The organism is Methylobacter arcticus (genome assembly GCF_050917435.1).
Classification (GTDB): domain Bacteria; phylum Pseudomonadota; class Gammaproteobacteria; order Methylococcales; family Methylomonadaceae; genus Methylobacter_A; species Methylobacter_A titanis.
Genome location: NZ_CP159583.1, coordinates 2691133 through 2712623, shown reverse-complemented (window position 1 = coordinate 2712623; position 21491 = coordinate 2691133). Strand labels below are relative to the sequence as shown.

Annotated in this window: 18 protein-coding genes; 13 read left to right on the top strand and 5 right to left on the bottom strand. The window is 48.6% G+C overall.

Translation table 11 applies throughout. From position 1 onward, the window contains the following. The first annotated feature begins 8 nt into the window (after window positions 1-8). The 6 genes from ABXJ76_RS12905 to ABXJ76_RS12880 are packed head-to-tail and all read left to right on the top strand — an operon-like array spanning window position 9 to window position 5652. On the top strand, window positions 9-617 hold the full coding sequence (locus tag ABXJ76_RS12905; RefSeq protein WP_432741036.1) for a TetR/AcrR family transcriptional regulator: 609 nt from the start codon (window positions 9-11) through the stop codon (window positions 615-617). Beyond that, window positions 614-1765: an efflux RND transporter periplasmic adaptor subunit gene (locus ABXJ76_RS12900; protein WP_432741034.1), complete on the top strand. Its 1152-nt coding sequence runs from the start codon at window positions 614-616 to the stop codon at window positions 1763-1765. Before ABXJ76_RS12905 ends, ABXJ76_RS12900 begins: the two co-directional genes overlap by 4 nt. Then, complete coding sequence (locus ABXJ76_RS12895; protein WP_432741033.1) at window positions 1762-2964, top strand: ABC transporter permease; 1203 nt, start codon at window positions 1762-1764, stop codon at window positions 2962-2964. Before ABXJ76_RS12900 ends, ABXJ76_RS12895 begins: the two co-directional genes overlap by 4 nt. A gap of 1 nt (window position 2965) precedes the next feature. Beyond that, a complete protein-coding gene (locus ABXJ76_RS12890) occupies window positions 2966-3676 on the top strand; it encodes an ABC transporter ATP-binding protein (protein ID WP_432741031.1) in 711 nt (236 codons plus the stop codon). A gap of 28 nt (window positions 3677-3704) precedes the next feature. After that, window positions 3705-4169, top strand: a complete 465-nt coding sequence (locus tag ABXJ76_RS12885) for a cytochrome c (protein ID WP_432741029.1) — start codon at window positions 3705-3707, stop codon at window positions 4167-4169. Further along, window positions 4156-5652 carry an efflux transporter outer membrane subunit gene (locus tag ABXJ76_RS12880; protein ID WP_432741027.1) on the top strand — a complete coding sequence of 499 codons (1497 nt, stop codon included), beginning with the start codon at window positions 4156-4158 and terminating at the stop codon, window positions 5650-5652. The genes ABXJ76_RS12885 and ABXJ76_RS12880 overlap by 14 nt, the downstream gene beginning before the upstream one ends. Before the next feature lie 346 nt (window positions 5653-5998). Here ABXJ76_RS12880 and ABXJ76_RS12875 read toward each other — a convergent pair whose 3' ends face one another. Beyond that, entirely contained in the window at window positions 5999-8923 is a 2925-nt protein-coding gene (locus tag ABXJ76_RS12875; protein ID WP_432741026.1) for a Tn3 family transposase, read from the bottom strand. 238 nt (window positions 8924-9161) lie between these two features. Here ABXJ76_RS12875 and ABXJ76_RS12870 point away from each other — a divergent pair, with 238 nt between their 5' ends. Then, window positions 9162-9722, top strand: a complete 561-nt coding sequence (locus ABXJ76_RS12870; protein WP_432741024.1) for a recombinase family protein — start codon at window positions 9162-9164, stop codon at window positions 9720-9722. Window positions 9723-9838: 116 nt separating this feature from the next. Continuing rightward, window positions 9839-11413 carry an ABC1 kinase family protein gene (locus tag ABXJ76_RS12865; RefSeq protein WP_432741022.1) on the top strand — a complete coding sequence of 525 codons (1575 nt, stop codon included), beginning with the start codon at window positions 9839-9841 and terminating at the stop codon, window positions 11411-11413. Window positions 11414-11421: 8 nt separating this feature from the next. On the opposite strand, the gene ABXJ76_RS12860 is transcribed toward ABXJ76_RS12865, so the two are convergent. The 4 genes from ABXJ76_RS12860 to ABXJ76_RS12845 all read right to left on the bottom strand — a co-directional run bounded on the left by ABXJ76_RS12860 (window position 11422) and on the right by ABXJ76_RS12845 (window position 14593). Continuing rightward, window positions 11422-11910 carry a nucleoside triphosphate pyrophosphohydrolase family protein gene (locus ABXJ76_RS12860; protein WP_432741020.1) on the bottom strand — a complete coding sequence of 163 codons (489 nt, stop codon included), beginning with the start codon at window positions 11908-11910 and terminating at the stop codon, window positions 11422-11424. A 25-nt stretch (window positions 11911-11935) separates the two neighbouring features. After that, window positions 11936-12142: a DUF6494 family protein gene (locus ABXJ76_RS12855; RefSeq protein ID WP_432741019.1), complete on the bottom strand. Its 207-nt coding sequence runs from the start codon at window positions 12140-12142 to the stop codon at window positions 11936-11938. 57 nt (window positions 12143-12199) lie between these two features. After that, window positions 12200-13756 (bottom strand): AAA family ATPase, encoded by a 1557-nt coding sequence (locus ABXJ76_RS12850; protein WP_432741017.1) that lies wholly within the window; start codon window positions 13754-13756, stop codon window positions 12200-12202. Between the two features lie 114 nt (window positions 13757-13870). Then, a complete protein-coding gene (locus ABXJ76_RS12845) occupies window positions 13871-14593 on the bottom strand; it encodes a DUF6734 family protein (protein WP_432741015.1) in 723 nt (240 codons plus the stop codon). Here ABXJ76_RS12845 and ABXJ76_RS12840 point away from each other — a divergent pair. From ABXJ76_RS12840 to ABXJ76_RS12820, 5 genes are all read left to right on the top strand, one after another. Continuing rightward, complete coding sequence (locus ABXJ76_RS12840) at window positions 14592-15113, top strand: tyrosine-type recombinase/integrase (RefSeq protein ID WP_432741013.1); 522 nt, start codon at window positions 14592-14594, stop codon at window positions 15111-15113. The two genes, ABXJ76_RS12845 and ABXJ76_RS12840, sit on opposite strands and share 2 nt — an antisense overlap. Window positions 15114-15187: 74 nt before the next feature. After that, complete coding sequence (locus tag ABXJ76_RS12835) at window positions 15188-15523, top strand: type II toxin-antitoxin system RelE/ParE family toxin (RefSeq protein WP_432741011.1); 336 nt, start codon at window positions 15188-15190, stop codon at window positions 15521-15523. After that, complete coding sequence (locus ABXJ76_RS12830) at window positions 15520-15837, top strand: hypothetical protein (RefSeq protein WP_432741009.1); 318 nt, start codon at window positions 15520-15522, stop codon at window positions 15835-15837. The genes ABXJ76_RS12835 and ABXJ76_RS12830 overlap by 4 nt, the downstream gene beginning before the upstream one ends. Before the next feature lie 192 nt (window positions 15838-16029). Continuing rightward, window positions 16030-20889, top strand: coding sequence for a DEAD/DEAH box helicase (locus tag ABXJ76_RS12825; protein ID WP_432741007.1), 4860 nt, complete (start codon window positions 16030-16032; stop codon window positions 20887-20889). Further along, the gene (locus ABXJ76_RS12820; protein ID WP_432741005.1) at window positions 20889-21449 is read left to right on the top strand and encodes a hypothetical protein; all 561 of its coding nucleotides are present in this window, start codon (window positions 20889-20891) and stop codon (window positions 21447-21449) included. The genes ABXJ76_RS12825 and ABXJ76_RS12820 overlap by 1 nt, the downstream gene beginning before the upstream one ends. Window positions 21450-21491 lie beyond the last annotated feature (42 nt).

Sequence of the window (21491 nt, the reverse complement as noted above, 5' to 3'; positions counted from 1 at the left end):
GAGCGACTTTGAATACTCATGTAAAGCATCTTCCTGCCGATGAACGGCGTGCCGTGACTGTCGAGGCAGTGGTTGAGCTGGCGGGTTCGCAAAATCCCAGTGAAATCACAACTGCCGCTATTGCCAAGCATATGAATCTGACCCAGGGCGCGTTGTTTCGTCATTTTCCGACCAAGGATGCCATTTGGCAGGCCGTCATGGAGTGGGTAGCGGAACGTCTCTTGGCTCGGATTGATTGCGCCGCGCAAGGAATTGACTCGCCTCTGGCCGCGATGCAGGCTATGTTTATGAGCCATGTCGAGTTCGTCGCCGAGCATCCAGGGGTGCCACGGATGATGTTTGGCGAATTGCAACGAGCCGAACAGACAGCGCCCAAGCGTATAGTGCAGTCGCTAATTCAGCGCTATGCGGAACGCCTGCATCGGCTAATCGAGGCGGGCAAGGCCTGCGGCGAGCTGCCTGCCGAGCTCGATACCGAAGCTGCGGCCACTCTTTTTATCGGCACTATCCAAGGCTTGGTCATGCAATCGCTACTGGCCGGCAACGTGGAGCGTATTCGCCACGATGCGCCACGGGTGTTTGCAATTTATCGACGTGGTATCCGGAGTACGCAATGAAACGCTTACCTCTACAAAAACGTACCTTGGCGCTCCTGGCGGTTGTCATTCCGTTGCTTGCAGTTTTTATTTATGTCGGCTTGCGATCCGGCCCGTTAGCGCCTGTGGCCGTGACGGTCGAAACCGTGGAGGCTAAGTCAATTACCCCGGCATTATTCGGTATCGGCACCGTAGAGGCGCGCTATACCTACAAGATCGGACCCACGGTTGCCGGTCGCGTGCAACGGCTGGCAGTGCATGTGGGTGATCGGGTACAGGCCGGCCAAGTGCTCGGCGAGATGGAGCCGGTCGATCTCGATGATCGCGTCCGCTCGCAGGCTTCGGCATACAAGCATGCCGAAGCGGCATTACGCGAAGCCAAGGCCAGGCAAGTCTATGCACAAACGCAGGCGCACCGGTATGAGCAATTGCTTGCAGTGCGCTCAACCAGCGAGGAAATCCTCGCCATTAAACGACAGGAATTGCAGATTGCGAATGCTGTAGTTTCAGCAGCGCTTGAAGATGTCGCTCGGGCTCAGTCCGATCGGGAGGCTTTGATTGCGCAGCGAAGTAATCTGCGGCTGATTGCGCCGGTTGACGGTTTGGTCAGCTCCCGCGATGCCGATCCAGGCACAACCGTCGTCGCAGGCCAAACGGTGGTGGAACTGATTGATCCCAAAAGTTTATGGCTCAACGTGCGTTTCGATCAGATCAGTGCGACAGGACTCGCCGCTGGACTGCCGGCCCACATTGTATTGCGCTCGCGTAACGGGCAAGCGTTGGCCGGCCGCTTACTGCGGGTGGAGCCCAAGGCCGACGCAATCACCGAGGAAATGCTGGCCAAGGTAAATTTCGAAACTCAACCCGAGCCGTTACCGCCCGTGGGTGAGCTGGCAGAAGTCACGGTCGATTTACCGGCACTCCCGGCAGCCCCCGTAATTTCCAACGCAGCCATCCACCGTGAGCATGATCAGGTGGGTGTCTGGCAAGTCAGGGATGGCGATCTGCATTTTACCCCCATCAAGTATGGGGCTTCCGATCTTGATGGCTACGTGCAAATACGTGAAGGATTGAAGGCCGACGATAAGGTGGTGGTCTATAGCAACAAGGCGCTGACTTCGCACAGCCGAATCGATGTGGTTGAGCGTATACCGGGGAGTGCGCGATGATCAGCTTGGCGGGGCGCGATATTCTTCATTCCTGGGGCAAGTTTGTGTTCACCGGTATAGGTTTAGGCTTATTGGTCGGGGTAACCTTAAGCATGGCCGGTATCTATCGGGGCATGGTAGACGATGCACGGGTGATGCTGGACAACACCGGTGCAGACCTGTGGGTGGTGCAGCAGGGCACTCAGGGCCCTTATGCCGAATCCTCCAGTTTGTACGATGATCTCTATCGCAGCTTGCTGGATATGCCGGGGGTAGAATACGCCGCTAATGTCACCTATCTGATTATGCAGGTCGGCCATCACGGGCAGGATGTCAGCACCATGGTGGTCGGCATCACCGCTGGCAAGCCGGGCACCCCGGGCCAGCCCCGACATCTGGTTGCCGGCCGACATATCACCCGTAGTCACTATGAAGCCGTTGCCGATATTTCCAGCGGATTTCAGCTTGGCGAGTGCATCAGAATTCGTCGCAATCTGTATACGGTCGTCGGGTTGTCCAAACGCACAGTGTCTTATAACGGTGACCCGATGCTTTTCATCCCGCTTAAAGACGCACAAGAAGCCCAATTTCTAAAAGACAATGATGCCCTGACCCAGCAGCGCCGGCGCAATGCCGAAAATCCGGCCTTCAATCGGCCGGGAATTCCCGATCTACTCGCAGCGGTGAACGCCTCGCAAAGTGCCAATGCCACTGTCAATGCGATACTGGTCAAGCTCAAACCCGACACACCCCCTGAGAATGTAGCCGAGCCTATGCGCCGCTGGAAGCGCCTACAGGTTTATACCCGTACCCAGATGGAGTCGATTTTGATGGACAAGGTAATCGCTAAATCGGCTAGGCAGATCGCCTTATTTTTGGTGATTCTGGGCATAGTCAGCGCGGCCATTGTTGCCTTCATCATCTATACCTTGACCTTGGGAAAAATTCGGGAAATCGCGGTGCTTAAGCTAATTGGCACCAAGAATCGCACCATTGCCGCCATGATCATGCAACAGTCGCTTGCGCTTGGCATCATCGGTTTTGTGGTGGGTAAAATCACTGCTACTTTCTGGGTGCCGATCTTTCCCAAGTATGTGTTATTAATGCCGCTAGATTCCGTCGCAGGTTTTTTTGCCGTGCTGCTGATCTGTGCGTTGGCCAGCCTCGTTGCTATTCGCATGGCGCTCCAGGTCGATCCGGCGGAAGCCATAGGAGGCTAAGATGAGCGGCAAAGGTATTCGTCTAGAAGGTCTAAAGAAACGCTACGGCGATGGCGATACCGCTGTTTATGCCTTGAAAGGCGTGGACATGCAGGTTGCGCCGGGTGAAGTGGTAGGACTCATCGGGCCTTCGGGCTCCGGCAAGAGTACCCTGCTCAAATGTCTGGGGGCGGTGATCGACCCGACTGCCGGCCGCATGATACTGGGAGATGAGGTGATTTTTGACGACGGCTGGAAAGTCCGCGACTTGCGTGCCTTGAGGCGGGACAAAATAGGCTTCATATTTCAGGCGCCCTACCTGATTCCGTTTCTCGATGTGACAGACAACGTCGCGTTACTGCCGATGTTGGCAGGCATTCCCAATGGCGAAGCGCGCGCGAAAGCGCTGGAGTTGCTCACTGCGCTGGATGTGCAACACCGTGCTCGCGCCATGCCATCAAAACTTTCAGGCGGCGAGCAGCAGCGCGTAGCGATTGCTCGCGGATTGGTCAATCACCCGCCGGTGATTCTGGCCGACGAGCCCACCGCGCCGCTCGATAGCGAGAGGGCCATGGCCGTTATCCGCATCCTCAATCATATGGCACGTCAGTTCGAGACCGCCATCATCGTGGTCACCCACGACGAAAAAATCATACCCACCTTCAAGCGCATCTACCATATCCGCGATGGCGTGACACATGAGGAAGTCGGCGAAGGACGGGGGTTCGAGTGAGTAAACAATTCAATTTAAGGCGCTTTTTATGACACACCAAAACTCCTTTAGAAATCTCTTTAAAGCGATTGCAGTCGGCGTATTTCTAGTCGGCATCTGTTCGCCTGCTTGGGCCGATGGCGATACTGAAAGTAAGCCATTGGCGCTGCAACAGATCATGCAAGAACTCGGCAAAAACATGCAGGCCATCACTGACGCTATTTCTCGTGAAGATTGGGCTTTGGTCGCCAAAATTGCACCACAGGTCGCCGAACATCCGGAACCGCCAGTCATCGAGAAGATGCGTATCCTAAGTTTCATTGGCACCGATATGGACACGTTCGAAAGTCATGATGAAATAACGCACCAGGCTGCACGTGCACTGGAGCAAGTTGCCGCTCGCAATGATGGACAAGGCGTGATCGCAGCCTTTGCAACTCTTCAAAGCGGTTGTCTGGCTTGCCATCAGAGCTTCCGTAAATTGTTCGTGGAACATTTTTATGGACAACGTTGAAGAGATGCACAGTCTCGGCACTGATAGCACGAAGACCAATCATATCGCTGTTCTGACATATACAGCCTTGATTCTTGCCGGGTTGCTGACGGGTTGTACCGTAGGGCCTGATTTCAAACCACCGGCCGCCCCCGATATGCCCGGCTATACAGCGGCGCCTTTACCAGCACAATCGGCATCCGCACCCACGGCTTTGGGGGATGCGCAGCACTTCAGGATCGGCGCGAGCGTGAGCGCACAGTGGTGGCGTGATCTGGCTTCGCCCAAACTCAATGCACTGATCGAGAAGGCCTTTCATGCTAGTCCAACCCTGGCTTCTGCACGAGCCACATTACGACAGGCGCAGGAAATCTATGTGGCGCAGGAAGGGGCTATGACTTATCCTCAAGTCGATGCGGGTTTCAGCGCACAACGACAACGCTTTAATCCCATCGTATTGGGGCAAGACGGCAAGGCGCGGGAATTCAGTTTGTTTAACGCTGGTGTTAACGTACATTACCAACTCGACCTTGCAGGTGGTAACCGCCGCGCATTGGAAGCCCTAGCCGCCCAAACCGAGTATCGCCGCCACGAATTGGAAGGTGCGCAGCTGACCTTGGCGGGCAACATCGTTACCGCCGCTGTCACCCAATCCAGGCTTGCGGCACAGATTCAGTCTACGGCGGCCATTCTTCGCGCTCAGGATGAACAATTACACATTACCAAAGAGCGCGTGCGGCTTGGCCAGGGCGCACCGGATGAGGTGTTGGCACTGCAAACCCAAGTGGAGCAGGTTCGTGCCGGACTTCCTTTGTTGCGCAAACAGGGTCAGCAGAATGAACATCTGTTGGCCACGCTCACTGGCCGTGCGCCGGAAGATGGAAGCTTGCCCACTTTCACCCTGGAGGAATTCACCCTGCCATCCGCTTTGCCGCTGGTCGTACCTTCCGAGTTGGTGCGCCGCCGCCCCGACATCCGTGGCGCAGAAGCGCTGTTACACGCCGCCAACGCCGAATATGGCAGCGCTATCGCCAAGCTGTATCCGCAACTCAATCTCAGCGCCAATCTAGCTACGCAGACCTTGATTGCAGGCGCATTGTTCGGACCCGGTTCGGCAATATGGAACGTTCTTGGACAACTTACCCAGCCACTCTTTAATCCCGCGCTTCCCGCCGAAAAGCGCGCGGCATTGGCCGCGTTCGATGCGGCGGCGGCAAATTACCAAAGCGTCGTGCTCGAATCCCTGCGCAATGTGGCCGATGTCCTGCGCGCACTGGAGAACGATGCCCAGGCATTGGCAGCATTGGCCGCCGCCGATACTGCGGCTCAAGGCTCTTTGCAATCCGTGCAGAGGCAATATGCACTGGGTGCGGCCAGTTACGTTCAGCAACTTATCGCGCAACAAGCGGCGCAACAGACCAGCATCAACCTGATCGCGGCTCAGGCACAGCGCCTCGTCGATAGTGCAGCTCTGTACCAAGCTATGGGTGGGGGTGTCAGTTAAGGCTGTACCCTATTACAGTTTTCGGCTGTGTTTTGTTGCCCAAAACAAGCAGCAAAAATAGCGACACCCCGAATTTTCGACTCATCTTGGATACACTTTCTCTTTTCAAAATATTTAAAGTCGCGTGTCCGGATTAGTATAGTCACATTGACTTCACCGTGCCTGTCGCTCATGTGAAATGATATAGTAAAAGCAACTTTGAATGACCGGTTTTTGCAGTTATGCTGCCTCTCACCGAAATCTGGCGACGGTCTCTTGATGGCCGACGGCTGCCGATTGGTAACCATGATCTCCAATGGCTGTTTTGGAATTAGTAAACGCGGCAGGTTTGATCAAAAATACGCATTCACTCATCTTCGATAAAATAAGTTCCGTTCGGAAGTACGTGTTTGTATGGCAATAGAGAAATATGAGTAAGGGTTTCGTCGTCCACTATTTCCCCTTGGTTTCTCAAGCCTTCCACGATATCGCTAATCCTGGAAGTATTCCAGTACAAGATCGCATTTGACACCAAGCTCAGGCAACTTGCCTTATTCATGATTTCTTCGTAATCACCGGTGGTAAACTCACCTTGGTTGGCAAAGAAAACCCATCGTGGCAGCTTGTGCCGGTATTCCCCTTTGTTGAGTTGTAATTGCACGGTTTGGCGAAGAGGCTTGTCCGTGATATACCGCAGGATATATTCAGTTTTAATGATCCGCCCCAGATTGGTAAAAGCCCTCGAAAGCCGGTCTGCCGGAAAACTGTTGGTTAGGCGCTGGACAATCACATGCGCTGGAGCCGTTCGCTCCTTAAGAGACTGGGCAACATGGATCATCGCTTCCCATTGCTCTTCAACAATATCAATATCGGCAGTTTTGTTAAGCAAGGGGTTGAAGATGCCGTGATTGACGTTTCGATCTACTTTGTAGAGCTGTTGATCTTTTAGGTCGCGGATTCTAGGCATGAAGTAATAACCCAGCAGGTAACACAAGGCAAACACGATTTCGGTATAACCGTGGGTATCCGTCGTGTGCTCACGGATTTTCAGGATAGAATTGTTTTCCAGTAAGCCATCCAAGACGTACAACGCTTCTCTGGGGCTACAGGATATAGCCTTGGTGCTGTACACGGCATATTGATCGGACACATGGGTGTAAATTCCGATCGCTTTCTCATAATATCCGTAGTACCTCGGATAATAAGAGGCTAGCAGGCTGTCTGCCCTAATCTTGAAACGCTGGGCATCGGATGACGATAGCGTACCAGAGCCATGAATCTCGCTGAATGGCAACTGATGATGCTGATTGACAATTTCGGCACTGGCATTTTTGTTGGTTTCCTCACGCACATAAAATTGTAAGACGTGTCTCAACATATCCACGGTAACACCTTTGACACTGGCACTCATGGCGACCACACCCAGATTGGTTGCTTGTGAGATCATCGCAGCAATCAGGGTTTTGTAAAAATCTGCCGGTCTGGACTGGTGTTTCTGTAGGGGAATGAAGTGTCGGCTAAACCCAGTTAGTCGATCTACTTCCATCAGCAACTGCTCAATTCGAATAGGTGGCAGACTGGCATCAATGACTTTCTGCAGCCTGATGACGGCATCGGGGATTTCGGCTTTGTCGTCTTTTTTCAGCTTCAACTTGCCATCCTTGATTTCTGCAAACATATCTGGGCCAAAGCATTTTTCAGCTTTACTAACGGCCTGATGGAATTGCAATGTCAGTGTTGATTTAACAGCATCCTGATAAGGCTGCTGAGGCGCTTCGTACGTAGCCTCTCGGTTCGCTTGCCAGTAACGCTCATCCAGCATGAGATCCCAGAACGACACATGCTGTTTACTTTGCGGCAGATACAAATCGCCAGAGCGAAGCGCCTCTTTCATGGCTATCGCAAGCCCCAGTTCCCAGGCATTGCGCTTTATATTGCCGTCCTTATCCTTGTATGAGCGGCGAAGCTCTTGCGGAATAAATCCTGTCGGGGCATTATCGGGAATCTTCTTGAGAATACCGGCATCCAACTGACGGACAAGGTTAATCACATTCATTAACGGTTCTGTGCCGGATTTTACGGCAAACGGCAACTGAATAAATTCAGCAAAATATTTGCGTAAGCTGGGGTAACGCCCCAACAAAATATCGCCATACCCACGCTCTTCTAGGCGCTTGAAGCTATGCAGATCGCTAATGGATTCCAGCAACTGCTTCTCGCTAACCTGTTGCCATAGATCAGTTTTATGCAAGGGTTTGTCGTCCGGCCAATCGATAATTAACTGGGTGGTATCGAGCACCGTATCAAGGGCTTTTTTATGACGCTTACGAAACTCACGGTGTTTCATTTCATAAATGTGCTTCGCTTTTCGTAGCATGTCCATGATGAACTGGTCGTGCATCTTGACCAGGGAATCCAGTAAACCCTTACGGGTTTCCAGAAGAAAACAGGCCATCATGGCATAGCGTTTGGGTTCCTTGAAACGCTTGATGTCTCTTGCGTTGTAGCGGACGGCAAGTTTGTAAAGATAATCGATAAAAGCGGGGTCGACGCACTGTGCTTCAAGCTTACCAATACCTGTCTCTTCAAGTGTTCGGTATCGTTCCAGGTAACTTTGGATGGACGAGATCGTGGCTGACGGCGGATATTCTTTTAGCTGGTAAAATAATGAACGTTGGTCACCGGATTGTACGACCAATAAGTTATCAATAGCTGTTCTCAGTTCTGGTGTAAGCCTGTCGCCCAAAACTTCAAATAACTGTTCGTGCGTTTCTGCGCAGACGCTGATTACCAGCCGCTCTAACACACTGGCGCCAGGCAATTCGACACGCTCGGCCAATAGATAGCGTTCGGCCCGTAAGAATAGCTCGTCGGGCAGATTTGCTTGTAAAGCTTGTTGTTCCAACCATTTTTGCAATCGAGCCTGGGCTTCATCGTCGTATTTGGAAAAACCCAGATAATTCAGAATATTTTTTCGGTACTCAGAAAATGTTGCCTCACGATCCAGTGTTGGCAGGGTAAGCGAAGGTGGCAAACCCAATTGGTTATTCAGATAGTTGACAATACGGGGTGACAGGCCGTTTACCTCGGCCATAAACCGGCCATACAAGCGTAACGCGCATAACTGGATGGCAATAAATATCCGGGAATTCTTTCGATATTTACTGAGTTCTTTTTTGTCAGCATCAGAAAGTGTCCAGTCCCTGGCCATTTCTTCATCTGAAAAATCCTGCGGTAGCTTGATGGGCTGGTAGCGTTGCCGTTGGTTTAGGAACTCTTCATTGGTAGTCATAGTTAACGGCACTCGTTGATTTGTGCAAATTACTTAGAAACATAAGTAGCGCTTGCACAGTTTTCCCTAATTTTCCGGTACATTAATTGATTTAATCTTTCCATAAGCTGTGCATTTGAATCTTGGCCTAACTGCGCACGAAAAGAAGGCGATATTTTGTGTATTTGAAGTTGAATTATAATAAATGCACAGCTTATAATCTGCACATATTCTATATGCGCAAAGCAGCCAAAACAACATGACTTCATCAAAAATCGGCTATTGCCGAGTATCCACAACTGAGCAAAATATGGCTGCCCAGTTGGAATTGCTTAACAAGGCGGGTTGCCATGAAATTTTCAAGGAAAAAGTATCAGGAAGTAATACTGATCGTCCCGAGTTAAAAAAGTTATTAGCTTACATTCGTAAAGGTGATACCGTTACGGTAACAAAGTTAGATCGGTTAGCACGGTCAACCAAGGATTTGTTGAACATAGCCGAAGCGATAAAAAAGAAAGGTGCTGACTTTGAAGTCCTCAACATTAATTTAGACACTAAATCTCCAACCGGACAATTGATGCTCACTATGCTGGCTGCTATTGCTGAATTTGAAAGGGGAATTATGTTGGAACGCCAAAGGGAAGGTATTGATATTGCTAAAGCGGATGGAAAATATAAAGGCCGTAAGCCGATTAATGAAGCCAAGCTGCAGCAAGTGCAAAAGCTTGTCGACAATGGCACTAGCGTTAGCAAAGCGGTTTCTGAAGTTGGTATAGGTAGGCGAACTTATTACAAAGCTATTGAAGAAGGCCGGATTTAACTCCAGTTTTTATTGGAGATCAGTACACAAACTTACGGTTATGAACTGGAAACTGATGGCGAAACCGTAAGTTTCTGTTCAAATGCTCCCGCTAGTCCGTCTATGGCAGTGACGCCATGGAAGCAGATAAACCCAAAAAAGTGACTATCTTCCAAACAGCAAAACGCAGCCTGCAATTTTTTCGGATCGGACTGGCGGCAAAAAAACTGCAACGTACTCAAAACGAGATCGAACGCTTACTCGCCAAACAGGCGCTTGTCGGACTGTTTGCCGATGCGCGCGGCATTACCATGAAAGTCGGTCAGTTGTTTGCGGGCAACGATGGCTCGACGCCGTTTCAAGCACTGGTCGAAGGCATAGAGCCTTTGCCGTTAAAAACCCTGATTCCGCTGCTTGAAACAGCATTCGGAAAAAAGATCAAAAGTGTTTTCCGCTCCATAGAGCCTGCCATCGCAGCAGCCTCACTCGGACAAGTGCATCTTGCAGAGCTTAAAAACGGTGACGAGGTGGCGGTCAAAATCCGCTATCCCGATATTAGCGATGCGGTCGATGCCGAATTGCGTTTGGTCGGCTTGCTGCCCGGTATTGGGCCGGTTAGCCGCTGGGGTTTTGATCTTGATGCTTATAAAAGAAGCCTGCGCGACAATATGCATCGCGAACTCGATTACCGCTCGGAAGCTCAGCGGCAGGACTATTTCGGCAGGGCTGTACAGGTTGCAGGATTGCGAGTTCCCGAAGTCTATAAGGATTTATGCAGCGAAGGTGTGCTGGTGCAAAGCCGGGCACAGGGCGTGCTGATCGACAAAATCAGCGACTGGTCAGAGCAGGATCGTCGCTCTATCGCGCAGACGCTGATGCTGACGCTATTTAAAAGCCTGTTTGTTGCCGGCGAAGTGCATGGAGACCCGCATCCCGGCAATATTTTTTATAGTCATGACGAAAATGGTCGGCCACTAGTGACCTTGCTTGATTACGGTTGCACGATTACTATTGCTGAACAACGCCGGCTGGCGCTCCTTAAATTGATTGTCGGCTGTCGCGAACGAAGCGCCATCAAACCGCTGGATTGCTTTTCAGCGCTGGGCTTCGACAGCAAAAAACTTGCGCCGATCAGCGGCTCATTGCCTGCTTTATGCCAGATATTATTCCGGCCTTTTTTAGTCAGCCATCCGTTTAGTCCGGATCAGTGGCGGCTAGGCCCAGCCTTTAACGATCTGCTGGGTGATTATCGCTGGTGGTTTCGGTCGGCCGGGCCTTCCGACCTGTTTTTACTGATGCGCGCTTTTCAGGGGCTTATCCAGCAATTACAACAGCTGGATATTAATTTGCCGTGGTGGCCGCTATTGCAACAAGCGGTTGGCCGGGAACTTATTCAGCAGGCAATGGCTTATGAGTTACCGGTAATTGAGCAGGAAGCTACCGCTACGGCGCTGAGCTTTGATCAGCAGGCAAGCAAACTTTGCGTGTGCGTCACCGATGGCGGTGAGCAGCGTGTTTCGCTTGCTATGCCCGCCGAAGCGGCACTGGATTTGGAGCATCTTATTCCGGAAAATGTATTGGAACGCATCATCCGTTCGGGAAAAATCGACCTCAAACAATTGAGTTATTCTCTCCGTGCCAACGGCATTACCCCCCAGCAACTGTTCATTTTTAACGATGGCAGTAAAACCTATAAGGTGTGGCTGGAATAGGCTGACGTTTATTCGTAAAGACTCTCGCTTAAATCGGGCGCTTTAGCCGGTTTGGATAGCTTGCTCTGATGGATCATGTCAAAGGCCTTATCGAAATCCGCATTGATAAAACTTCTGGTTAAATGCACGCACAAGCAATAAACCGCTGAATAATCATCGGTGCTGCCGGAAGCACAGTTATGGATTTTGTCAGACAGGGCGCGCATGACCGATACCACAAAGCCATCGTGCCGCCATGTTACCTGATGATCGATAACATCGTCGCCTCGCATAGCCACAGCGCCCAATGCACAATAGGCAAGGTTAATCAGGCCTGCCAATATTTCAACCATCTCGCCCGCTTTAATGGCTTTTAAAGCCGCGCTACCTTCATCCATTAGTAAGGCTTGGCGGAAAACAACATTCATGTCGGATAACGGCACATTTGCTCCGTGTTCCGCTTGCGGGAATGAAAATGTATCGTGGAATTCCCTAACTAATTTCAAGTGCTTGTTCATTGCTTTTGTCCTCTGTCCGGTTTATTTAATCGAGTGCTATTTTCCCCTCGATGCAATGGCTGATGCCAATAGCAGGAGCTTCCAGCGTCATTTTAATGTCTAGGGTCTCGGAACCGTTCAGCTTTCCGCTTTCAACGGCTTTGAATACAGCATGTTCGATCTCGCGTTGTGAGGTGATGCCGACATTTTTGAGAAATTTTCTGATGTCTAAATTTAAGGTATCTTCGTTCATTTGGATCTCCTAAAGGTAAAGTGATGGTTTTGTTAGGGTTGAAAAACTGACAGCACGTCATTGCAAATAACGCTTAAAATTATCCAGCAGATTTTCCAGTACATCGTCGCGCTCGGTATTCAGCGTTATTACACGCGCTTGTTCATGTTCCGATAGCGGTTGCGCCGAGTGCTGTTGCTGACGCAGGACGGCCACCGTCGCTTCCGAAGCATCGTCTTGTCGTTGCTTGATGCGTCTATATAATTCCTGATCAGACGCTTGAAAGTCAATAATATGAAACGGCACGCCGCAGTCTGCCGCCAGCTGCCGGAAAAGGTCGCGTTGTCCGCTTTTAAGAAAAGCCGCATCGATAATGACCGGAAAACCGGCTTCAAGCACCGCTTGGGCAAGTTCTTTAAGATGTTGATAGGTTTTTATACTTGCCTGCGGGGTATAAACTCCGCGGTCTATGTTGCTGCCGGTTTGCTCTAATGGCCGGTAGTCGTACAACCGTTTGCGCTCGATGTCGGAACGTATCTGGAAGGCGCCGATTTGTTCGGCGAGTTGGCAGGCGAAAGTCGATTTGCCGGAACCTGAATAGCCGTGGGTGATAATCAGAGCGGTTGATTGTGGCTGGGTAAACCGTTCTGCCAGATTGGCAAAAAGACGGTATTCATCGCGCGCCTGTTTAACAACGGTATCGTCATCTTGCTGCTGAGCCATGCGCAATAAGGACACTTTAGCCCGAACCAGCGCACGGTAAACCAGGTAATAGCGGAGCAATGCCAGTCCTGGATAATCGCCGGTGTGCTGCAAATAGCGATTAAGAAAACGGTAAGCATAGCGGTGGTAACCAAAGTGCAGCAGGTCGATAAACAAAAAAGCCACTTCGCTGATCACGTCAATCCAGCGCAGCATCGGGTTAAATTCGATGCAGTCGAACAGGGCGACTTTGCCGTTGATCAGCGTCATGTTGCCCAGATGCAGATCACCGTGACATTCGCGCACATGACCTTGGTGCTTGCGCCGCTGCATCAAATCAGCCAGATAACGCCATTCGCTATCGCCCCATTGCTGAATATTTTGCAGCTGTTGTTTTTGACCGTTATCGACCAGCAAAGGTCTGATATGATCGAAATTCTCTATAAACCAATGGTTGATGTTGGCACTATCGCCATAGGGCGAATTTTCGCCGGTCTGTTCAATCGTTTGATGAAAACAGGCGACACTATCGGCAAGCTGATCGATTTGATCTGTGCTTAGCTGTTCGCGCTGTGCATACTTGCTGAGCAATTGCCCGGAAGGAAACCGAACCATCTTGACTGCATACTCAATGGCATTGCCGGTGCCGCCTATTTGCGGATGATCCGGGGTGCCGGTTATCGGCACGACCTCAAGATACAGCTCGGCCGCCAAGCGTCTATTCAGTCTTAATTCTTCATCACAGAAAAAGCGGCGTTTTTCCAGCGTGGAAAAATCCAGGAAACCGAAATTAACCGGTTTTTTGATTTTGTAGGCGTGTTTACCGATCAGCAGCACCCAGGAAATATGGGTTTCAATGATGTTACAGGCATTAAAGTCAAATAACGCATTGATAAGGGTGAGGCTTGATTCCTTCGCTGTATTGTTGCTCATGTTGTTAACCTCGACGTAATCAATAGTCAGATGTTATTACGTTCATGGCATCGAGCGCAATGTTGCAAGGACAGAGCAATGGTCAATGCGTAAGATCACACCATTAACCCCCTATTATTCCAGATACTCCAGGCAGCGTAGATAAGCTTCAGGATAATCTTTTTTAACCCGTTGTTCCAGATTGTCGGCAACGATGGCATTCTTTTTAGTGTCGGCAATCAGATGGGTGTATCCAGCGGCCGCTGATTTTTCGGCGTTGAACGCATCGGCTTCACAGGCAAACAGGTATTCCATAGTGATCGGCTGGCGACTTATATCCTGATGATTGCGATGGCTAATACAGGCAGAAAGAAGGTGTTGCTCCAATAAAATGTTTCTCTCAATGGCGTCACCCAGGGTTTTCCACACAGAACGGTTGGCGTCATGTTCTATCGTGCGGATAGCCAAGTCGGCATAATAGTGAATAAACTCGATAGCGCAACCGCCAAATATACCGCAACACTCCGCCTGTTGAATATTCCCCTGCGACTGATACCATTGCCATTCTTTTGGTAACCAGCCACCCTGTTGCCGTACTAACTTGGAAAGTTCATCGGGTTTGTAAAATGATTTGCCCAGTTGAAAATACTCAGGGTTTTGCGCAAATACTTGAGTGTGCGAGGTTACCGGTAACGGCTTCCATAAGAACACATCGCTGTCTATGTGGATAAAAGGCGCGTCTTGCAATCGATAGGCATAAATTTTACCCAGCGCCCACCATTTGGAATCCTGCCGATCAAGTTCATTCAATACGATCTGTACTTCATCGAATTCCAAACGTAAACCATCCACTAACATGCGCGCACCATACTCATCGGTTACCAATCGGGTTTTGCGAAAATGGAATAACTGGGGTCAAATAACTGGGGTCAGGTACAAGTTATTCCGCATCAGCGAAGCCCTGAGTCTGAAAGTGCAGCATATCCGCGTGGTTGATGGCGTGGCTAAACACCTGCGGGTGATCGGCAAGGGCAACAAGGAGCGGCAGGTGCCATTGCCCGAGTCGTTTGGTCGGGTGCTGGCGTTGTCGCTGGTCGGCAAGAATAACGAGGATTACGTATTCGCGAAAAAGCCCGGCGGCAAACCGCCCGGCCCTCATGCGACCAGGGCGTACTTAAAGAAGCTGATCGACAAGGCGGGCATCGAAAAGAAAGTCACGCCGCACAAGCTCCGCCACACTTACGCCACGCGGCTGTTGGAAAAGGACGTACAATTGGTGGATATTCAGGCATTGCTGGGGCATGAGAGCATCGCCACCACGCAGATTTACACCCATGCCGGACAGGAGCGCTTGAGTAAGTTGGTGGCGGATATTTAAGCGTAAAAATTCAAATGATAACGTGAACCCAAGTTTACCGTTGAATTAAGGTAACTTATAAGTTACTATTAATCATGATTGAATTGCAGGAATACACCGCCCAAGATGGACATAGCCCTTTTGCGGATTGGTTTAATGATCTGGATGCACCTATCGCCGCTAAAATTGCGACCGCTCTGGTTCGGGTGGAACTGGGCAACTTTTCCAATGCGAAAGGAGTTGGTGCTGGAGTATTGGAATATCGCCTTGATTTTGGCCCAGGTTACCGGATTTATTTTGGCAAAGATGGCGAACGGTTGGTGATTTTGTTGGCGGGTGGTACCAAGAAACGCCAACAGCTCGACATTGAAGCCGCACAAGCCCGATGGCAAGATTACAAACAACGCAAACGACTCAGAGATAAAAAATGACCTTAACCCGCAGTTTTAAAGCAACCGTAATAGCCCGTGTTGAGCGTGATACCGAATTTCGTGATGCGCTGCTGCGCGAAGGCGTTGAATGCTTGTTGTCGGGTGACGTTGATACCGGTAAAGCGGTTTTGCGCGACTATATCAACGCGACCATCGGCTTTGAAAATCTCAGCGAAGCCACCAATACTCCGCCTAAAAGCCTCATGCGCATGTTCAGCCAGCGAGGTAATCCGCAGGCTAAAAACCTGTTTGCGGTGATTTCGCATCTACAAACCCAAAGCGGTATTCACCTTGAAGTCAGAGCTGTGAAGTAAGCAAATTACTTTGGGTTTTGCCGATCCCCCTAAAACATAAGGCCACTATGCGGCTTTTGCACTGGCTCACCCGCGCGCGGGAAAGGTCCTAGTTTAAGGCGCAACCTTGATACGCTAGCCTTCCTTCTTACTATGCCGGTAAGGTGAGTGTGTTTTATCGTTCTATTACTGCTCTATAAAAATCACGTACCCATGACCGCATTACAAACATTACTGAACACCTATCGCGAAGCCTCACAAACCGAACGTGAAAAAGGCACTTATTTTGAAGAGGTCATGTGTACCTATCTGCGTAACGAAGCCAGCTATAGGGATTTATATAGCCATGTGTGGACTTATGCAGATTGGGCGAAAGAGCAAGGCATAGATGCTCGTGACACCGGCATAGACTTAGTCGCCAAGACCGCAGGCACTGACCAATACCACGCCATTCAATGCAAATTCTATGCTGAAGATTACCGCATCCAAAAAAGCGACATAGACAGCTTCTTTACCGCCTCCGGTAAAAAGCCATTCAGCCATCGAATCATTATTAGCACTAGCAACAACTGGAGCGAACACGCCGAAGACGCGCTACAAAACCAGCAGCCACCGGTTAGCAAAATTGATTTAAACGACCTGGAAAACAGCCAGATTGACTGGGCAAACTATCACCCTTATCAAGCACCAGTATTCAAAGCTAAAAAACGACTGCGTAGCCATCAAAACATCGCCTTACATGCCATCAAAGACGGCTTACAAAGCGCCGACCGTGGCAAACTCATCATGGCCTGCGGCACCGGCAAAACCTTTACCAGCCTAAAAATTGCCGAAAAACTGGCAGGCGCAGGTAAGCACGTCTTATTTTTAGTGCCCAGCCTATCGCTGTTATCACAGACCTTAACCGAATGGACACAAGAATCAGATACCCCGTTACACAGTTTTGCCGTGTGTTCAGATAACGATGTGGGCAAAAAACGCAAAGCTGTCGACGACATCGTACAAACTTTTACCCACGAATTACGTTACCCCGCCACCACCAACGCCGCACGTTTGGCAGAAGAAATGGCAAAACGCGATGACAGCCAGCACATGAGCGTGGTGTTCTCAACCTATCATTCCATCGAAGTCATTAGCGCCGCGCAAAAACAACACCAGCTCCCCGACTTTGACCTGATTATTTGTGATGAAGCACATCGCACCACCGGCGCAACCTTTGACGATGAAGGCGAATCTAACTTTATTAAAGTCCACGATGCCGACTTTATCAAAGCCACCAAACGCCTTTACATGACCGCAACCCCACGCATCTATGGCAATGCCGCCAAAGCCACCGCCGAACAAGGCAACATCGCCTTATGCTCAATGGATGATGAAACACTCTTCGGCCAAGAGCTATACGTCATCAGTTTTTCCGAAGCCGTTAAACAAGATTTACTGGTCGATTATAAAGTCATCGTCTTAGCCATAGATGAATTTCATGTAAGCCAACGCCTGCAAAAACTGCTGGCCTCCGACGACAACGAACTCAAAGTGGATGATGCCGCCAAAATTATCGGTTGCTGGAAAGCCTTATCAAAACAAGAATCAGACCACGATCTCAAAGATGACAGCGCCCCCATGCGCCGCGCCGTCGCCTTTTGTCAGGTGATAGAACCCACCACCAAAGTCAGAACCCATAAAGTCAGCTCCAAAAACATCGCCAATATGTTTAAAGCCGTGGTGGAAGCCTATCAGGAACAGGAGCAAGACGCCGCACAAAGCGAAGACGCCGCGATTTATCTACAGTGTGAAGCCGAACATATCGACGGCAGTATGAATGCCAGCAAAAAAGAAGAAAAACTCACTTGGCTAAAGGCGGCAATCCCTGAAAATACTTGCCGGATTTTAAGTAATGTCCGTTGTTTGTCCGAAGGCGTCGATGTACCGGCCTTGGATGCCGTGTTGTTCTTAACGCCGCGTAACTCCCAGGTAGACGTGGTGCAATCGGTAGGGCGCGTTATGCGTAAGGCCGACGGTAAAACACGCGGTTATATCATTCTGCCCGTGGTTATTCCGGCTGGCGTAGAGCCTCATAAAGCTCTGGACGACAACAAAACCTACAAAGTCGTTTGGCAAGTATTACAAGCGCTACGCTCACATGATGATCGCTTTGATGCCATGATTAACAAACTGGACTTGATCGGCAAAGATGTGTCCAAAATGGAAGTCATCGCCATTACCGACAAAGTTAGCAAAAAAGCCAAAAGAACTCCCGGCACCAAGCCAACCGGCAAAGGCCGCCATGACCTAGGCGCCAAAGCACAGCCAAAACCACTCAATCTTGATCTGATTGACACCTTTGAAGTCGACGACATCCAACGCGCCATCTACGCCAAAGTCGTCACCAAATGCGGCAATCGCAGCCATTGGGAAGACTGGGCAAAAGACATCGCCAAAATTGCCCAAACTCACATCACCCGCATCCGAGCTATTTTAGAAACCCCTGAAAATACCGTTGAAATCACCGCGTTTGAAAACTTCTTAACCGGCTTGCAGGCGCATTTAAACCCCAGCATTAGCAAGCTTGACGCCATTGAAATGTTAGCCCAACATCTCATCACCAAACCGGTGTTTGATTCGCTATTTGAAGGCTATGCCTTCACCGAACACAACCCCATTTCCCTGGCCATGCAAGACGTTTTAGAAATCTTGCAAAACCATCGATTGGACAAAGAAGCCGACACCCTGCAGCTCTTCTATGACAGCGTCAAAGAACGAGCAAGAGGCATTGACAGCGCTCAGGGCAAACAAAAAATCATCACCGAACTGTACGACAAATTTTTCAAAACCGCCTTTCCCCGCATGGCAGAACGCCTTGGCATTGTTTACACCCCCGTAGAAGTGGTCGACTTCATCATTCACAGTGCCGATGACGCTTTACGGCAAGAGTTTGGTTGTGGCTTGACCGATGCAGGTGTCCATATCCTCGACCCGTTCACCGGCACCGGTACCTTTATTGTGCGTCTATTGCAAAGCGGTTTGATTCAAGCTGAAGATTTAGCGCGCAAATACCAAAAAGAATTACACGCTAACGAAATCATCTTGCTCGCCTATTACATTGCCGCGATTAACATTGAAGCAACCTATCACGATTTAAGCCAGCACACTTACCAGCCCTTTCAAGGCATCGTCTTAACCGATACCTTCCAACTAGCTGAAGGCAGCACCCTGCAAAACACCATGTCGCCTGAAAATAGTGAACGTGCCAAGCGGCAAAAGGAAAATGATATTCGGGTGATTATAGGCAATCCACCTTATTCTGAGGGGCAATCTAGCGAAAATGACAACAATAAAAATCTAAAATATGAGTCGTTAGATAATCGTATTTTGAATACTTACGTTAATGCGGATTCATCTCGTGCAAGAAAAGTATCTCTTTATGATTCTTACGTTCGTTCTATTCGATGGGCGTCTGACCGAATCAAAGACAAAGGCATGGTCTGTTATGTTACCAACGGCTCTTTTATTGATAAAAATGCCATGGTCGGTTTGCGTAAATGTTTAACTAGCGAATTTAGTAAAATTTATTGTTTTAATCTACGAGGTGATATGCGATTAAGCACATGGAAAGAAGAAGGAGGGCAAATTTTTGGAGTAGGAAGCCAAGCAGGAATAGCAATCACTTTGCTAATCAAAAATCCTGAATATAGTGGCGAATGTGAGCTATTATATCATGACATTGGTGATTATTTAAATCGTCAAGAAAAGTTAGAAAAAATTAGTAATTTTAAAAGCATTGACAGTATTTCATGGCAAAAACTCATACCGAACGAAAATCATGATTGGATTAACCAACGCAACGTGGAATTTGAAAGTTTTTTTCAACTTGGTAGTAAAGAAAGTAACAAAAAAGATAAAACTATTTTTGATATTTATTCTGGTGGCGTTGTAACAAATAGAGACACTTGGACTTATAACTTTTCAAAGGCCTATTTAACAAAAAATATGAGCAGAATGATTGATTTTTATAATTCACAAGTAAAAGAATTTGCCGTATTTCAACAAGATAAAATTATTAGTAATGCAGAAGATAAGAAAAAAATAATCGAATCATTCGTCGATTTCGATGCTAAAAAAATCAGCTGGACAAGAGCTTTAAAACAAGATTTAGGACAGAATAAAAAAGGTAAATTTTACGAAAATAATATCTTTCAAAGTATGTACCGCCCGTATTCTAAACAATGGCTTTATTTCGACAGACAATTTAATGAAATGGTTTATCAAATGCCAAAGATTTTTCCGAATAATACGGTTAAAAATTTGGTTATTTCAGTTGTTGGTGTTGGAGCGCAAAAAGAATTTTCAGCGTTAATTAGTGATTGCGTTCCTAATCTTCATTTACAACATACAGGTCAATGCTTCCCCCTCTACACCTACGAAAAAATAGATATTGAAGAAAGCGGGTTGTTTGACACCCCAGCCGAGAGCGGTTATCGACAAAAAGAAAATATCACCGATGCCATGCTGAGTGACTTTAGAACCCAGTACGCAGACCCCACTCTGAGCAAAGAAGACATATTTTATTACGTCTATGGCGTGTTGCATTCGCCAGAATATAAAACGCGGTTTGCCTCGGACTTAAAAAAGATGTTGCCGCGCATTCCCTACACCCAAGACTTTAAGGTATTCAGCCAAGCCGGACGTGATTTAGCCGCCTTGCATTTGAATTATGAAACTATAGAACCCTACCCCTTGACCGAAGAAGTCAGCGGCGTACTGGATTTGACCGTAGAAAAAATGAAATTCCCCAGCAAAGCCGACAAAAGCAAAATTATTTATAATCCCCACCTGACCTTGTCAGGCATCCCCGCAGAGACGTACCAATACATCGTCAACGGCAAATCCGCGCTTGAATGGATTATGGAACGCTACGCCGTCACCGTCAATAAAGACAGCGGCATTCGCAACAACCCCAACGATTGGAGCGACAACCCCCGTTACATCGTAGACCTAGTCAAACGTATAGTAGCCGTCAGCATCGGTTCAGTCGCGATAGTAAACACCTTGCCAGCGCTGGATGAGAAGAAATGATGAGTAAAACTGATAAGTTTATTTTTTTAGTTTTGATTGGTGCAATTTCGTATTTATATTATTTACAGTTTCCTAGCTTTTTTGATTACGAAAAATGTAAAACTCAGCTCAATGAATTTGGTGATTTTGTTGGTGGAACATTAAACCTTGTATTGAGTTTTTTTGCACTGGTACTTTTGTTTAAAACATATTCAATGCAACGCAAGGAATTGAAGTTACAACGAGATGAATTGCGTGCAAATAGAGATGAATTTCAAAAGACGACTAAAGCGCATGAAAATAACGTCAAATTATCTGTTTTAATGGTAGTTTTACAAGATGACCAAAAAAAAATCATGGCAAATCAAGCGACTATTATAGAGCATATAAAGATAATGGAGATTTTCGATGCCGGAGCATACATTGAAGACAGTATTATTGAAGGTTCGCATAACCAAAATAAAAAAGCCAGAGAAGATAATCTAGTTCTCAATGAAAGACTTAAATTTATAAAATCCGAAATAGAAAAGATACTTTGTGAATCTGGCGTTACGCTTCCCCAAATGCCGTCCATTGACTAACAAATATAGGGTGTAAATAAGCAAAAGGTGTTCCAGATTACA